Annotated in this window: 16 protein-coding genes; 10 read left to right on the forward strand and 6 right to left on the reverse strand. The window is 73.0% G+C overall.

Features of this window, described 5'->3' with window-relative positions:
- The first annotated feature begins 99 nt into the window (after positions 1-99).
- On the forward strand, positions 100-702 hold the full coding sequence (locus tag CW359_RS13405) for a GvpL/GvpF family gas vesicle protein (RefSeq protein ID WP_105970117.1): 603 nt from the start codon (positions 100-102) through the stop codon (positions 700-702).
- A gap of 32 nt (positions 703-734) precedes the next feature.
- Here CW359_RS13405 and CW359_RS13410 read toward each other — a convergent pair whose 3' ends face one another.
- The 3 genes from CW359_RS13410 to CW359_RS13420 form a co-directional block, all read right to left on the reverse strand.
- Positions 735-905, reverse strand: coding sequence for a hydrophobic protein (locus tag CW359_RS13410; RefSeq protein WP_105970118.1), 171 nt, complete (start codon positions 903-905; stop codon positions 735-737).
- A gap of 61 nt (positions 906-966) precedes the next feature.
- Positions 967-1,806: a class I SAM-dependent methyltransferase gene (locus tag CW359_RS13415; RefSeq protein WP_105970119.1), complete on the reverse strand. Its 840-nt coding sequence runs from the start codon at positions 1,804-1,806 to the stop codon at positions 967-969.
- 129 nt (positions 1,807-1,935) lie between these two features.
- Positions 1,936-3,429, reverse strand: a complete 1,494-nt coding sequence (locus CW359_RS13420; protein ID WP_105970120.1) for a bifunctional phosphatase PAP2/diacylglycerol kinase family protein — start codon at positions 3,427-3,429, stop codon at positions 1,936-1,938.
- Between the two features lie 105 nt (positions 3,430-3,534).
- On the opposite strand from CW359_RS13420, the gene CW359_RS13425 reads away from it, so the two are divergent.
- From CW359_RS13425 to CW359_RS13440, 4 genes are all read left to right on the forward strand, one after another.
- Positions 3,535-4,188, forward strand: coding sequence for a histidine phosphatase family protein (locus tag CW359_RS13425; protein ID WP_105970121.1), 654 nt, complete (start codon positions 3,535-3,537; stop codon positions 4,186-4,188).
- 171 nt (positions 4,189-4,359) lie between these two features.
- Positions 4,360-5,979, forward strand: coding sequence for an ABC-F family ATP-binding cassette domain-containing protein (locus CW359_RS13430; RefSeq protein ID WP_105970122.1), 1,620 nt, complete (start codon positions 4,360-4,362; stop codon positions 5,977-5,979).
- Positions 5,980-6,045: 66 nt separating this feature from the next.
- Positions 6,046-6,291: a DUF6158 family protein gene (locus CW359_RS13435; protein ID WP_105970123.1), complete on the forward strand. Its 246-nt coding sequence runs from the start codon at positions 6,046-6,048 to the stop codon at positions 6,289-6,291.
- A gap of 251 nt (positions 6,292-6,542) precedes the next feature.
- The gene (locus CW359_RS13440) at positions 6,543-7,337 is read left to right on the forward strand and encodes an RNA polymerase sigma factor SigF (RefSeq protein WP_105970124.1); all 795 of its coding nucleotides are present in this window, start codon (positions 6,543-6,545) and stop codon (positions 7,335-7,337) included.
- Positions 7,338-7,355: 18 nt separating this feature from the next.
- On the opposite strand, the gene CW359_RS13445 is transcribed toward CW359_RS13440, so the two are convergent.
- Complete coding sequence (locus CW359_RS13445; RefSeq protein ID WP_105970125.1) at positions 7,356-8,483, reverse strand: PAS domain-containing protein; 1,128 nt, start codon at positions 8,481-8,483, stop codon at positions 7,356-7,358.
- Positions 8,484-8,550: 67 nt separating this feature from the next.
- On the opposite strand from CW359_RS13445, the gene CW359_RS13450 reads away from it, so the two are divergent.
- The 4 genes from CW359_RS13450 (at position 8,551) to CW359_RS13465 (ending at position 12,637) form a co-directional block, all read left to right on the forward strand.
- Positions 8,551-9,267: an ANTAR domain-containing response regulator gene (locus CW359_RS13450; RefSeq protein WP_232838382.1), complete on the forward strand. Its 717-nt coding sequence runs from the start codon at positions 8,551-8,553 to the stop codon at positions 9,265-9,267.
- A 242-nt stretch (positions 9,268-9,509) separates the two neighbouring features.
- Positions 9,510-10,271: a hypothetical protein gene (locus CW359_RS13455; protein ID WP_105970126.1), complete on the forward strand. Its 762-nt coding sequence runs from the start codon at positions 9,510-9,512 to the stop codon at positions 10,269-10,271.
- Positions 10,272-10,370: 99 nt separating this feature from the next.
- On the forward strand, positions 10,371-11,618 hold the full coding sequence (locus CW359_RS13460) for an aminotransferase class I/II-fold pyridoxal phosphate-dependent enzyme (protein WP_105970127.1): 1,248 nt from the start codon (positions 10,371-10,373) through the stop codon (positions 11,616-11,618).
- Complete coding sequence (locus CW359_RS13465) at positions 11,615-12,637, forward strand: MBL fold metallo-hydrolase (RefSeq protein WP_105970128.1); 1,023 nt, start codon at positions 11,615-11,617, stop codon at positions 12,635-12,637. The genes CW359_RS13460 and CW359_RS13465 overlap by 4 nt, the downstream gene beginning before the upstream one ends.
- A 227-nt stretch (positions 12,638-12,864) precedes the next feature.
- Here the strand turns inward: CW359_RS13465 and CW359_RS13470 are convergent, their stop codons facing one another.
- On the reverse strand, positions 12,865-13,488 hold the full coding sequence (locus CW359_RS13470) for a DedA family protein (protein WP_105970204.1): 624 nt from the start codon (positions 13,486-13,488) through the stop codon (positions 12,865-12,867).
- 2 nt (positions 13,489-13,490) lie between these two features.
- Complete coding sequence (locus tag CW359_RS13475) at positions 13,491-14,267, reverse strand: MBL fold metallo-hydrolase (RefSeq protein WP_198655204.1); 777 nt, start codon at positions 14,265-14,267, stop codon at positions 13,491-13,493.
- 123 nt (positions 14,268-14,390) lie between these two features.
- On the opposite strand from CW359_RS13475, the gene CW359_RS13480 reads away from it, so the two are divergent.
- Entirely contained in the window at positions 14,391-14,825 is a 435-nt protein-coding gene (locus tag CW359_RS13480; protein ID WP_105970129.1) for a hypothetical protein, read from the forward strand.
- Positions 14,826-14,869 lie beyond the last annotated feature (44 nt).

Consider the following 14,869-nt stretch of genomic DNA (forward strand, 5'->3'; position numbering starts at 1 on the left):
CCCCGACCCGCTGCCCAGCGCCGCCGGACTACTCACGTTCGGCGGCGGGGCGGCTGCTGGTGGAGGAAGCGATCGCACCGTGAGGACGAGGAGACCCCCATGACCGGACCGCGGTACGTCTACGCCGTCTGCCGTCCCTTCGGCGCGGCCCTGCAGGCCCAGTTGAGGGGTGTCGCGGGCGCCCCGCCCAAGCTGCTGACCCATCACGGTCTCGTCGCCGTCGTCAGCGTGCTGCCGGAGCCGGACGCCGACCGGCTGACCATGACCGCCCGCGCCCACCACGCGGTGGTCGACGGGCTCACCGCCGTCACGACCCCACTGCCGCTACGACCAGGCACGGTCTTCCGGGACGACAGCGGCGTACGCGTGATGATGGAGGAACGCGAGGGCGAATTCCGGCGCGCTCTGGACCGCTTCGACGGGCGGGTGGAGTGGAGCGTGAAGGTGTATCCAGGAGAGAGCACCGAGGTGTTCGCCGGGCGATTGCACCGGGCTCTTTCCCGGCAGGCCGAGGACCACCGGCTGTACGCGTCCCCGAATGCCCTCGAAGCGTCCTATCTCGTGCCGCGCGAGGATTCCGAACAATTCGTGGAACTGGTCGACCGGACGAACGGTGACGGCGGCGGAACGAGGGCCGAACTCACCGGCCCCTGGGCCGTCTACTCCTTCTTCGGTGGCACGGGACGCGGCCCGGGGTCCTGAATCAGGACCCCGGGCCGCTCTGAACCGTGCGGCTACCAGCGGTACCAGCGGCCCCTCGCACCACCCGCGCTCGTGCCTCGCACCAGGAATCCCAGCAGCCAGACGACAAGGACGATCAGTGCGATCCACCAGAGTATCTTCACCGCGAATCCGGCACCGAAGAGAATCAGGGCCAGCAGCAGTACGAGCAGAATGGGAACCATAGTGTGAACCTCCTGCACACCGGGTTTCCAGAAATCCACGGCTCAGACATCTTCGAGTGAATCAGTTGGGATTTCGGCAGAGAATCTCGCCGTGCGGCACGGTGAACCAGGCGTCTTCCCGCCGCCCCCATTCCCGCCACGCCTCCGACACCGCCCGCAGCTGCTCGGCGGTCGCCAGCCCGCCCTCGGTGGCCCGGTCCGCGTACGCCGACGCGAGCGTCCGGTCCGCCCACAGGCCGCTCCACCAGGCGATCTCACCGGCGTCCGCGAATGTCCACGTACTGGACGTCGCGGTGATGTCCGTGAGACCGGCCGCCAGCGCCCAGGACTTCAGCCGGCGCCCCGCGTCCGGCTCGCCCCCGTTGGCGCGGGCCACCCGCCGGTACAGGTCCAGCCAGTCGTCCATGCCCTGCGACGCCGGATACCAGGCCATGGCCAGATAGTCCGAATCGCGGACGGCGATGTACCCGCCCGGCTTGGTGACCCGGCGCATCTCGCGCAGCGCCCGCACCGGGTCGCCCACGTGCTGGAGCACCTGATGGGCGTGGACCACGCAGAACGTGTCGTCCGGGAAGTCCAGCGCGTGGATGTCCGCGACCGCGAACTCCACGTTCCCGAGCCCCCGTTCGGCCGCCGTGGCCCTGGCCTGGTCCAGTACGCCCGGCGCCAGGTCCACACCGGTGACCTGCCCGTCGGGGACCAGCGTGGCCAGGTCGGCGGTGATCGTGCCCGGACCGCAGCCGATGTCCAGGATCCGCATGTGCGGCTTCAGCGAGTCGAGGAGGTACGCGGCCGAGTTGGCGGCGGTGCGCCAGGTGTGCGAGCGGAGCACGGACTCGTGGTGCCCGTGCGTGTAGACGGCGGTCTCCTGCGGCTGCGGCTCCGACTGCGGCTTGGACATGCCCGTGCCCCTTCTCGTCTGCTGCCTCGTCTTCTCGGCTCGTTCCCCCTCACCGTACGCAGCCGTGCCGAATAATGAGACCCGCATCTTGGGATATGGACAGCGGTGCTGTGTGACCGCCGGTCGCGGTCAGCTCCGGTCGAGCGGGCGGTAGACCGTCAGCGCCTCCGGGAGCTTTTCGAGCGTCACCCCGCCCGTCACCTCCGTGACCTCGCCGTCGTACGCGAGGAGCGTGCCCGGCGACACGTCGTCCACGTGCAGACGCTGGACGAGGACGCCCGCGTGGGCGGGGGACCGGGTCAGCGGTCCGGCGAGGGCCGCCGCGAGGAGGCGCAGCGCGGGGCCCCGGCCGCCGTGCACCACCCGTACGTCGAGCCGTCCGTCCGCCAGGTCGAGGCGGCGGGCCGGTACGAGGCCCAGCCGGTGGTAGGTGCCGTTGCCCGCGAAGAGCAGCCACAACGGGTGGGTACCGCCGCCGAGTCGGGCCTGCAGTGGATGGTGGTCGGCGCGCAGGACGCGGGCCGCCGCGACCACTCCGGCGGGCCAGCCGCCGATCCGGTCGGACCAGCGCTCCCGCTCCCGCACCAGTTCCGGATACACGCCCAGACTGCAGGTGTTGAGGAAGACGCCCTCCAACTCCCCGGACCTGAACCGGCCCACGTCCACCCGCACCGCCTCGCCCTGCCGCACCGCCCGCCCGACGTCCCGGGCGTCCTCGACCCCGAGGTCGAGCGCGAAGTGGTTGAGCGTGCCGCCGGGCAGCACGGCGAGCGGCCTGCCGTGCCGCAGGGCGATCTCGGCGGCCGTGTTCACGGTGCCGTCGCCGCCGCACACCCCGAGCACCTGGCAGCGGCCCGCCGCCTTCTCCAGCTCGTCCCGTACGTCCTGCGGTGCGCACTCCACGATCTCCGCCAGCGGCAGTACGTTGGCCAGCGCGCGGGCCCGGTCCGCGGTGGCCGCAGCCGTGTTCGCCACCAGGACCAGCCCCTCGCCGTCGGGCAGTGCCGGGGCCGTCGCGTGCGGCGGGCCGGCGGGTGCGGACCGGTCGCGGGTCGGCACGAGCGCTCGTACGGCGAAGGCGGCGCCCGCGCCCAGGACCGCGCCCGCGAGGACGTCACTGGGGAAGTGGACGCCCGTGTAGACCCGGGACATCGCCACCGAGAAGGCGACCGGCGCCACCACCGCCCCGAGCCCCCGGGACTCCAGGGCGACCCCGGTCGCGAAGGCAGCCGCCGACGCAGAGTGACCGGACGGGAACGATGTGGTGATCGGCTGCCGCTTCAGCTGCCTGACCAGCGGTACGGGGTCCAGCGTGGGGCGCGGGCGGCGTACCGAGCGCTTGCCGACCGTGTTGATCGTCGCCGAGGCCACCGCGAGGGAGGCGAGGCCCCGGACGGCGGCCCGGCGGGCCCTGGGGCTCCCGGTGACCGCCAGGGCCGCCGCCGTCGCCATCCACAGGACGCCGTGGTTCGCGCTGCGGCTCAGCCTCGGCAGTACGCGTTCGGCCCCCGGCCAGTCGCGGGTGGCGGCCGTCTCGAACAGCCGGAGGTCCAGCTTCAGCAGTTGCTCGCGCAGGGCGTGGCGGCCGGGCAGTGGGACGGTGAGGTCGATGTCTGCGGTCATGACGCTCTGGGTACCCTGAAGTGAGCCCTTTTGTCTTGTCGAGCGCGCGGGTTGTGCGTGTTGTGGGGCTTGTCGCAAGTGTCGTAGGGCGAGAGGAAAAACCGTATGCGTCTGCTTCTCATCCGGCACGGTCAGACCCCGTCGAACGTGTTGTTTCTGCTGGACACCGCGGTTCCGGGGGCCGGACTGACCGAGCTGGGGGAGCGGCAGGCCGCCGCCCTGCCGGAGGCGCTCGCGGACGAGGACATCGGCGCGTTGTACGCGTCCACGCTGATCCGTACGCAGCTGACGGCCGCGCCGCTGGCCGGGGCGCGTGGCCTCGATGTGCTGGTGCGGGACGGGATCCGGGAGGTGGCCGCGGGGGACCTGGAGATGCGGGGGGACGCCGAGGCGGCGGATGTGTATATGACCACCGTGTTCGCCTGGGCGGGCGGTGAGACCTCGCTGCGCATGCCGGGCGGGGAGAACGGTGTGGAGGCGCTCGGGCGGTTCGACTCGGTGGTGGCGGAGGCGGCGGAGAGCGGGGTCGGGACCGTTGCCATGGTCAGTCATGGTGCCGCTATCCGGATGTGGGCGGCGGCGCGGGCGGACAACGTCGATGTGGCCTTCGCCGCGGAGCATCGGCTCGACAACACGGGGGTTGTCGTGCTGGAGGGGTCGCCGGGGGATGGGTGGAAGGCGGTTTCCTGGGCGGGGGCCGTTGTCGCCGCGGACGCGGAGAGCGGGCCTGCTGGGGAGTCGTTCGGCTCCGCCGGGTAGGCGGTTGTTCGGCTGCCGGCCGGTGGGGGCCGGTCGCGCCCATGCGGCGGAGCCGCACATCGATACAGCCCCGCGCCCCTTTGGGGCGCGTCTTCGGGGCCGTCGGTTCCAGGGCGGCCGTCGGTTTATGGGTTTGCCGGGGGGCGTCGTCGGGACGCAGAATGCGGCCTCATGGGACATCTCGAAGCAGCGCACCTTGAGTACTACCTTCCCGACGGGAGGGCGCTGCTCGGCGATGTGTCGTTCCGCGTCGGCGAAGGGGCCGTCGTGGCCCTCGTGGGGCCCAACGGGGCCGGGAAGACGACCCTGCTGCGGCTGATCTCCGGCGAGCTGAAACCGCACGGCGGGACCGTCAACGTGAGCGGTGGGCTCGGGGTGATGCGCCAGTTCGTGGGGTCCGTACGGGACGAGACGACCGTACGGGACCTGCTGGTGTCGGTCGCCACGCCCCGTATCCAGGAGGCCGCCAAGGCCGTCGACGTGGCCGAGCACGGCATGCTCACCGTCGACGACGAGGCGGCCCAGCTGCAGTACGCGCAGGCGCTGTCCGACTGGGCCGAGGCGCGCGGGTACGAGGCCGAGACCCTGTGGGACATGTGCACGACGGCCGCGCTCGGGGTGCCGTACGAGAAGGCCCAGTGGCGGCAGGTGCGGACGCTGTCCGGCGGTGAGCAGAAGCGGCTCGTGCTGGAGGCGCTGCTGCGGGGCACCGACGAGGTGCTGCTGCTCGACGAGCCCGACAACTACCTCGACGTACCCGGCAAGCGATGGCTGGAGGAGCGGCTCGCGGAGACGCGGAAGACCGTGCTCTTCGTGTCCCACGACCGGGAGTTGCTCTCCCGGTCGGCGGAGAAGATCGTGTCCGTGGAGCCTGGGCCCGCCGGTGCGGACGCCTGGGTGCACGGCGCCGGGTTCGCCACCTATCACGAGGCGCGGCGTGAACGGTTCGCGCGCTTCGAGGAGTTGAGGCGGCGCTGGGACGAGAAGCACGCCCAGCTGAAGAAGCTGGTGCTGAACCTCCGTCAGGCGGCCTCCATCAGCCATGAGTTGGCGTCCCGCTACCAGGCCGCGCAGACCAGACTGCGGAAGTTCGAGGAGGCGGGACCGCCGCCCGAGCCGCCGCGCGAGCAGGACATCACCATGCGACTCAAGGGCGGCCGGACCGGAGTAAGGTCCGTCACCTGCAAGGGACTTGAGCTGACCGGGCTGATGAAGCCCTTCGATCTCGAAGTCTTCTACGGGGAGCGGGTCGCCGTCCTCGGGTCCAACGGCTCGGGCAAGTCGCACTTCCTGCGGCTGCTCGCCGGGGACACCGTGAACCACACCGGCGAGTGGAAGCTCGGCGCGCGGGTCGTGCCCGGGCACTTCGCCCAGACGCACGCCCACCCCGAGCTGGAGGGCCGTACGCTCCTCGACATCCTGTGGACCGAGCACGCGCAGGACCGCGGCGCGGCCAGCTCCCGGCTGCGCCGCTACGAGTTGACCGCGCAGGCCGAACAGCGCTTCGAGCGGCTCTCCGGGGGCCAGCAGGCCCGCTTCCAGATCCTGCTCCTGGAACTGGAGGGCGTCACCGCGCTGCTGCTGGACGAGCCGACGGACAACCTCGACCTGGAGTCCGCCGAGGCACTCCAGGAGGGTCTTGAGGCCTTCGAGGGCACGGTCCTCGCCGTCACGCACGACCGTTGGTTCGCTCGTTCGTTCGACCGCTATCTGGTCTTCGGCAGCGACGGGCGGGTCCGGGAGACCCCGGAGCCGGTGTGGGACGAGCGGCGGGTGGAGCGGGCCCGGTAGTACGCGAGGCCCGGACGCCCGGTTCTCCGTACAGTGGAAGGACGCCACGACGAGCGGGGTGTCACCATGACCGGAGTCGACCCGAGCCGGCTGGACGACCAGCAGCTGATGCGCGAGCTGGAGACGATCCACCGCACGCGCCACGACACGCTCCTGCACGGCTCGAACGACGCCCTGCGCACCCACAACGCGCGCATGGCGCAGCTGGAGGGCGAGTATCTGCGCCGCCATCCGCGCAGGCCCGTCGCCGGGGGCCGCACCCGCCAGGGCGCGCGGGACCGGAACCGCGACCGGGACCGCGCGCAGGCCTGACCGGGCCGCCGCGCGGTTCGCCCGGGCCCGAGCAGGCCCTGGACCCGGGGAACCGGTGCCGTCACGAGCGTCGTGCTCGAAGCCTGTTTGGCACGCGAAGGGCGGGGCAGGCGCAGCATCAGTGCTTCGGACAGGAGGCACGTCCGTGGGAGCGGTGTACCACCCGCCCCGGACGCGTCCGTCCAGGCTGGACACGCTCTCCCACGGTGACCGTCCACCGCAGAAGCACTCCCAGGGAGTTGTGACGCATCATGCGCACCCAAGTGAGTCCCAAACGCCATCCGCACCACGACGCCCCCGACACCGCCGAGTCGTTCCGCAGGCTCGCCACCCTTCCCGAGGGCCGGCAGCGCGACACGCTCCGCGAGAAGATCGTCGAGGCCTGGCTGCCCATGGCCGACCGCCTCGCGGGCCGCTTCCGCAACCGCGGGGAGAACATGGACGACCTGCGCCAGGTCGCCGCACTGGGCCTGGTCAAGGCCGTCGACCGCTACGACCCCGCCCTCGGCAACGCCTTCGAGAGCTACGCCGTCCCCACCGTCACCGGCGAGATCAAGCGCCACTTCCGCGACCACATGTGGACCCTGCACGTACCGCGCCGGGTCCAGGACCTGCGCAACCGCGTACGGTTCGCCTCCCAGGACCTCGCCCAGACCATCCCGGGCCGCAGGCCCACCGTCGCCGAGATCGCCGAGCGCGCCAACATCAGCGAGGAGGACGTCAAGGTCGGCCTGGAGGCGCTGGAGAGCTTCGCCGCGCTCTCCCTCGACGCCGAACTCCCCGGCAGCGAGGACGGATACTCCCTCAGCGACGCCTTAGGATCGGCCGACCCCGCTCTCGACACCGTCATCGACCGCGAGGCCGTCAAGCCCCGGCTGCGGGCGCTGCCCGAGCGGGAGCGCGACATCCTCTACATGCGGTTCTTCGCCGACATGACCCAGAGCAGCATCGCCGAGCAGCTCGGCATCTCCCAGATGCACGTCTCCCGCCTGATCAGCCGCTCCTGCAACCGGCTGCGCGACCAGGTCATGAAGGACGCCGCCTGACCGGGTCCGCTCCGCCGACTAGCCCATGGCCAGGGCGATGTGACGGGACATCATGTCCGCCGTCTGCGCCTCCGCCATCGAGAACACCGGCCGCGCGCCGCTGCGGAACAGCGTGAGCACACCGTGTACGACGCCGTCGCGGGCCAGCGGTACACAGAGCAGGGACGTCACGTTCGCCTGGACCAGGACCGGAGCGCCGGTGGCGTCGAGGCCGAAGGCCTCCGGGTCGCCGGGACGCACGAGCGGCGCGGGGGAGCCGCCCCGCGCCGCCTCGACTACCAGCGGACAACCGGTGGGATCCTGCGCCGCCACGGCCGCCGTGTCCGCCCCCGACGGTCCCAGCACGGTCGTACGGGACGGACGGGCGCCGCCCGTGTCGGCGATCACCCAGTCCGCGAACCGGCCGTGCAGCACCCCGGCCGCCCGCTCCAGCACCGTGCCCGGGTCGCGGGACGGGCAGGTCAGCAGGGCCGAGGCCATGGCGTCCAGGAGGTCGAGCAGGGTCGCGTGCCGGGTCGCCTCGGAGAGGTCGGGCAGGGCGGCCGTGGGGCTGTTCGCCGCCGGTTCGGGCGGGCCCGGCGGCAGGCTCAGGTCCGCGGGCTGGAGCACCACCAGGACCGTGGCCCGGGGTTCGCCGCTCGGTCTGAGCGCGGTGAGGGTCGTGTGCACCGGTGCGGACGGGCGCTGCTGGAGCCGGACGGTGAGGCCGCGGTCGCCCTCGCCCCGGGCCACCGCCGCGACCTGCGAGCGGAACGCGGCCCGGTCGGCGTGCACGAGGAAGCCGGTCAGCGGACGGCCCGTCGCATAGCCCGCGCGGGCGCCGGTGAACACGGTCGCCGCCGGGTTCAGTCGGCGCACGACCGTCTCACGGTCCGTCAACGCCACGGGCAGCGGCAGCTGTTGGAAGATCATCCGCAATAACTGCTGGTCCTGACGGTCCCGTTGACCTGCACCCGCGGAGGGCAGGGTGGACGACAGCCGCTCGTACCAGGGCCACAACTGATCGGCCACATGGTCGAGTTCGAAGATCGCCGCGTCCAGGACGGTCGGGAGATCGTCGGTCGGCACGGATCTGGCCGCCTTCAACTCGGCGACCCGGCGCACGAAATCCACAAGTTCTTCACCGAATTCGTCAGTCTGCGCCATGACATGAACCTAACCCGTTTTTCCTGTGGACAAGCGGGCAGGCGCGGAGCAGGGGGAGGTGGGCGCGGTGCCGGACAACAGTCAACTGGGCCACTGGACAACGGAGTCGACCGAATCGACCGTGCCGGGACGCAGACTGTCGGAGCTGGTCGAGCAGGCCGTCCGCTGCACCGCCGACTGCTGCGGGGCCAGCAGCATGGTGACCGAGCCGGGGCCGGAACGCTCGGCCGTCGTCACCCATCCCGACCTCGCCGGACTCGTCGCCGTCCAGCTCCGCTCCGGCGACGGGCCCATCCCGGCCGCCCTCGAACGCGGTACGCCCGTCGACTCGGCCGACCTGCTGAGCGAGCGCCGCTGGCCCGAGTACCGTGCCGTGGCGCTCGACTCCGGTGTCCGTTCCAGCGTCACGATGCCCTTCCGGCGCTCCGGGCTGACGGTCACCCTCAGCCTCTACAGCTTCCGCCCGGGCGCCCTGGAGGACGCCCCGCACGGCCCCGTACGGGCGCTCGGCGACCTCGCGGCCACCTGCCTGGTCCGCGACCGCTCCTACGGCGCCGCGCTCACCGAGCTGGAGCAGCTCGGCACCGCCCTGCGCACCCGACCGGTCGTCGACCAGGCCTGCGGCATCGTCATGCACGTCCTGGGCTGCGACGCCGACGACGCCTTCGGGGTACTGCGCCGGATCTCACAGGGCACCAACCGCAAGCTGTCGGAGGTGGCGGCGCGTGTGGTCGCGCGGCGGGGGCGGGGGCTGGAGGGGGAGCTGGTCTCGCTGTCGAACTGAGGGGCGGGTGGGGTGAGCGGGGCGCGTGGGGGGCGTGCGAGGGTCGGCTGGTGCTGGTGCTGGTGCTGGTGCTGGCATTGGCGGCTGCGTCCCGCCACCGGTGGGCCGGTATGTCACCCGCTCGGGCGTGCCCGTCCCGCGAATGGTGTCCGGCCGCGCGCGCCCCGCGCCCCGGCGGGCTGTCATGGGATGCGGGGCATCACCCGACGTGCCCCGCAGCCGCCGCTCGAAGGGGCCCAGCCATGCGCCGCACCGCCCGTGTCCTGTCCGTCGCCGTCCTGGCCGGTGCCGCCCTGGGTGCCGTCGCCCCGGCCGGGTTCGCGGACGCCGCCGGGGAGGTCAGCCCGGGCACCGTGGGCCCCGGGGGCACCGTCACCGTCTCCGTGGCCTGCGAGGCGACCGGCGGCACCCCGCCCGCGTCCATCGACGCGCACTCCCAGGGCTTCGAACTCGGCACCGTCCAGCTCCAGCAGGTCCCCGGCACCGACGACCCGGCGGCAGGCCCCGCCTACAGCGGCACCGCCAAGATCGCCCCCGCCTGGACCTTCGAGGGCGACGGCCAGAGCGCAGCCGCGCCCGCCTCCGAATGGGCCGCCGACGGTACGTGTCCTGGGCAGGCCGGGGGACAGGGCAAGGCGTGGCAGGCGACGTTCACCGTGACCCGCGACGGCACTGGCACTGGCACGGGCACTGTCACGGGTACCGGCAATGGCAGCTGCGGCACCGACCCCCACGCCGCAGACCCCCTTGCCGCCGACTCCCTGAGCGGCGACTTCCAGGGCGTGGCCGCCTGCCCGACGCACAGCTCCGCGCCCCTCCCCGTACACCCCGTGCAACCCGCCACGCACACTCCCGCCCCGGTGCAGCGCGGGGTGGACGCCGGGCAGGGCGGTGCGTTCACCGACTCGGTGCCCGCGCTGGTCGCCGGGGGAGTGCTGATGGCGGGCGCGGCCGGGGCCGCCGTACACCGGCTGCGTCGCAGGGGCGGCTCCGCGCGCGGGTGAGGCAACCCGAGCGGGCTCCCACGGGTCCCTGTGACCGTGGGGACTTCCACCCCACAGGCACGCACCAGGCACCGCACCAGCAACCGCGCGGAGGTACGCATGCGGCGGACGGCCCCCCAGGGACACGGTCCCGTCCGCTACGGCCCGCCGCTGCCCGGCGACGGACTCCCCGTACTGCCCGAACTCGCCGCCGTGCTCGCCGCAGCGGCCGATCGCCCCGGAGCCCAGCCGACCGGCGGCGGACCCGCACTCCTCGACGCGGCCTGCGGCTACTGGGCCCGGCGCGGACTGCCCGCCGACCCCGACCGGGTGGTCGCCGCCCCCGGCGCCCCGGCCCTTCTTCTCGCCCTGACCGCCGCGATCGGCGGCGACGTCCTGGTGCCCCGGCCCTGCGCGGCCTGGTGGGCGCCCCAGATACGGGCGTTGGGCAGATCCGTGTTCCACGTGGGCACGCCCGCCGAGTGCGGGGGCGTACCGGACCCGTACGCCTTCCTGGAGACCGTCCGCCGAGTGCGTGCCGAGGGCGGTGATCCGCGGCTGCTGGTGCTGTCCGTGGCCGACGACCCGACGGCGACCGTCGCCCCGCCCGAACTCCTGCACGAGACCGTCGAGGTCGCCGCCGCGGAGGGCCTGCACCTGGTCAGCGACGAGACCTGGCGCGACACCCTGCACCGGCCGCACGACACCGTGCTGCTCAGCCCGGCCGAGATGCTGCCGGACAAGGTCACCGTCGTCACCGACCTGTGCGGCGCGCTGCTCCCGGCCGGCTGGCCCGCAGCCCTCGCCCGCTTCCCGGCGAACCCGGCGGGCGACGCCCTACGCGCGCGCGTGCTCGACGTACTGACCGCGCTCGGCGCCCGGATCGCCGAACCGGTGGCCGCCGCAGCCGCCTACGCCCTCGGCGAGCCCGAGCCCGTCACCGAACGGCTCACCGCCGCCGTACGCCTCCACGCGCGCGTGGCCGTCGCCGTGCACCGCGCGGTGACCGCCGCGGGCTGTCTGGCCCGGCCCCCGCGCGCGGGCCGCCATCTGTACGTCGACCTCGGCCCCCTGCGGACCGCGCTCGGCGCGCACGGTGTCGGCGACGCCCAGGAGCTGGAGGACCACCTCACCGCCCGGCTGGGGATGCCCGCGCCTGGCGGTCACCGGTTCGGGGACGACCTTGAGGCACTGCGCGTCAGGCTGGCCACGGACGCGCTGCTCGGCGACACGCCCGGGGAACGGGCGCAGTCGCTCAGATCACCCGAACCACTGGAACTGCCACACGTGCGACGCGCGTTGACCCTGGTGGGATCGATCTTCGACGATCTCTGTGACGACGCTCAGCGACGGGAGCCTCCTCGATGACGCAGCAGTCCGAGTCGACCACGAGCATCAACACGGACATCAACCCGGGCACGACCCCCGAGGTGCTTCGGCCGCCGCACGGCGACCGGGTGTGGCCGCGGTCCTTCGCCGACCGTCTCACCGCCCCGCTGCCAGGCCTGCGGGGCATGGCGAGATTCGCGAGAGAGGGCGCGGTACGGCCGACTCCGGAAGGCCTCGCCGACATCCCCCGGCTGCCCTTCGAACCCGGCCCGCTGCCCCGCGTGGACGCGCGCACGGTCGCCGTCTCCTGGGCGGGACACGCCAGTTGGGTGGTCAGGATCGGCGGGCTCACCGTCCTCACCGACCCGGTCTGGTCGCGCCGCATCCTGGGGACCCCGGCCCGGATCACCCCCGTGGGCGTCGCCTGGAGCGCGCTGCCGCGCGTGGACGCCGTGGTCATCAGCCACAACCACTACGACCACCTGGACGCCCCCACGCTGCGCAGACTCCCGCGCGAGACCCCGGTGTTCGTGCCGGCGGGACTGGGCCGCTGGTTCAGGCGCCGCCGGTTCACCCGGGTCACCGAGCTGGACTGGTGGGAGACGGCCGAACTGGCGGGCGTCCGCTTCGACTTCGTACCGGCCCACCACTGGTCGAAGCGCGGCCTGACCGACACGTGCCGCACGCTGTGGGGTGGGTGGGTGCTGACCGATCTGGACGGGCAGCGGGTGTACTTCGCGGGGGACACGGGGTACGGGCACTGGTTCGCGCGGATCGGGGAGCGCTATCCGGGGATCGACCTGGCGTTGCTGCCGATCGGGGCGTACGACCCCCGGTGGTGGCTGAGTGACGTCCACTGCGATCCGGAGGAGGCGGTGCGGGCGGCGGTGGACCTGGGTGCGCGGCGGATGGCGCCGATGCACTGGGGGACGTTCGTGCTGTCGGCGGAGCCGGTTCTTGAGCCGTTGATTAGGGTGCGGGTGGCTTGGGAGCGGGCGGGGCTGCGGCGGGAGGATCTGTGGGACCTGCCGGTGGGGGGTTCGCGGGTGCTGGGCTGAGTTCCTCCTCGCCCCCGCCGCCCCTACCCGTTCCCATCCCAGGGGGCTGCCGCCCCCGGACCCCCGCTTTGTCCTCAAACGCCGGACGGGCTGAAAAACCAAGCGCAGGCCGGCACCCCTCAGCCCGTCCGGCGTTTGAGGACGAGCGCGTTCAGCGCGATACGGGGGTTCGGGGGCGGAGCCCCCGAAGGATGGGAACGGGTAGGGGCGGCGGGGGCGAGAAACACTCACGTCGCCCCGCGAAGGCCCCGTACTCTCCGCCACACGCTCGGCCCCGCGCTGATCGCCAGGGTCAGGGCCACCGCCGCCACCACGCCCTCCCACGGCTCGTCGAACAACGAGCCGCCCAGGACGCCGATCAGCTGGTACGTCGCCGCCCACGCCAGGCATGCCGGGACGTCGCCTCGGGCGAAGCGGCGGACCGGCCACTTCGCCATCAGGCAGGCCAGCATCACCGGGATGCGGCCCGCCGGCACCAGGCGGGACAGGACCAGGACCGTCACCCCGTGCTCGCTCAGCTTCTCCTGGGCCTGGGCGAGGCGGTCCTCGGGTGCCCTCGACTCGATCGCCGCCAGCCAGCGCGAGCCGTTCTTCGAGCCCATCCCGCGCCGGCCCAGCCAGTACAGCGCCACATCACCGAGGAACGCGGCCAGCGCGGCCACCGCGAACACCAGGGTCATGGCCAGCGGGGACGTCTCGTGGAAGGCGACCACCGCCGCCGAACTCACCAGCGCCCCCGTCGGCACCACCGGCACCAGCGCCCCGATCAGCACCAGCAGGAACAGCGTCGGATAGCCGATCGCCTGCCCCGCCGACCCCTGCCCCGAGGTCGCCGCGGCGGCCAGGAGCACGTTCACCGCGCGACCTCCAGGCGCACGCTCTCCCCGTGTTCCAACCGGTGCACCTCGACCGAGGGCGCCCGCTCCGCCGCGAGGCGGACGAACTCCTCACCCGGCGAATAGAACTCGTGCGGGCGTACGGCGTCCAGTCCGATCGGCCAGTACGTGCCGTAGTGCACCGGCACCGCACTGCGCGGCGCCAGTCGGGCCAGCGCCTCGGCCGCCCGTTCCGCGTTCAGGTGGCCCTCGCCCAGGTACGGGCCCCAGCCGCCCACCGGCAGCAGGGCCGCGTCGACCGGCCCGACCTCCTCCGCCATCGACTCGAACAGGCCCGTGTCCCCGGCGAAGTACGTCCGCGCCTCGCCCTCGATGACGTACCCGAGCGCGGGCGCCCGCTGCGGGCCGAAGTTCAGCCGCCGCCCGTCGTGCCGCGCGGACACCGCCCGTACGACCAGGTCACCGACCTTGGTGTGGTCCCCGGGGGCCACTTCCGTGATCCGCAGGTGTGCCAGACGGCGCGTCAGGCCCGGCACCGCCTTCGGCGCGCCCCGGGGCACGATCAGGTGTGCGCCGGGCGCGAGGCGTGCGAGGGAGGGGACATGGAGGTGGTCGGAGTGAAGGTGGGAGACGAGCGCCACCTGCGCGCTCCATGCGCCGGGCGGCGGCAACTCGCCCCGTCGACGGCGCAGATGGGCGAGCCGGCGCACGAACAGGGGGTCGGTCAGCACACGTACGCCCGAGTCCTCGACCGTACAGGTGGCGTGCCCCCACCACGTGATGTCCACCGGCACCCCTTTGCCTCCTTCGCGCGACTCCCCGAAGAGTACGGGCAGGAGTAGGGTCGGCGGGAAACCCGGGGCGAGTGGGGAAAACCCTGAGGTGAACGGGGAAGCCCGGAGCTGAAGGGGGACGCCATGGGACACGCGCACGCCGCCTCCGGCCTGCCCGGCCAGGTGCCGCGGGTCACCGCGATCGCCAGTCTGACGCCGCTCGAAGAACTCGACGAGGAGCCCTTCCTCGTGGACTCCCGCAGCCAGCACGCGATGTGCGCCCGCTGGGCCGCCGAGCACGGCTACGTCGTCGCCCGGGAGCTGCTCGTACGGGGTCTGCGACCCGACCACTGTGCCCTCTGGGACGGCGTCGAGCCCGGCCTCGACCTGTTCGTGGCGCCCAGCCAGCGGGTCCTGGAGCAGGCGCTGACCTCGGTCGACGAGTTCACCGCGGAGTGCGCGCGGCGCGGGGTGCGGGTGGAGACCGTGGGGCGCGCTGAACCGTCGTACGACGCCCAGATGAAGGCCCGGGTGCATCGCAGGCTGTCCATGCCGACCGCGGGGTACGACGGCCGCTGAACCCTCGCAGGGCGCACCCGGCGTTGTCAGTCCCTTGTGACAGG

This window comes from Streptomyces geranii, from assembly GCF_002954775.1.
Lineage (GTDB): Bacteria > Actinomycetota > Actinomycetes > Streptomycetales > Streptomycetaceae > Streptomyces > Streptomyces geranii.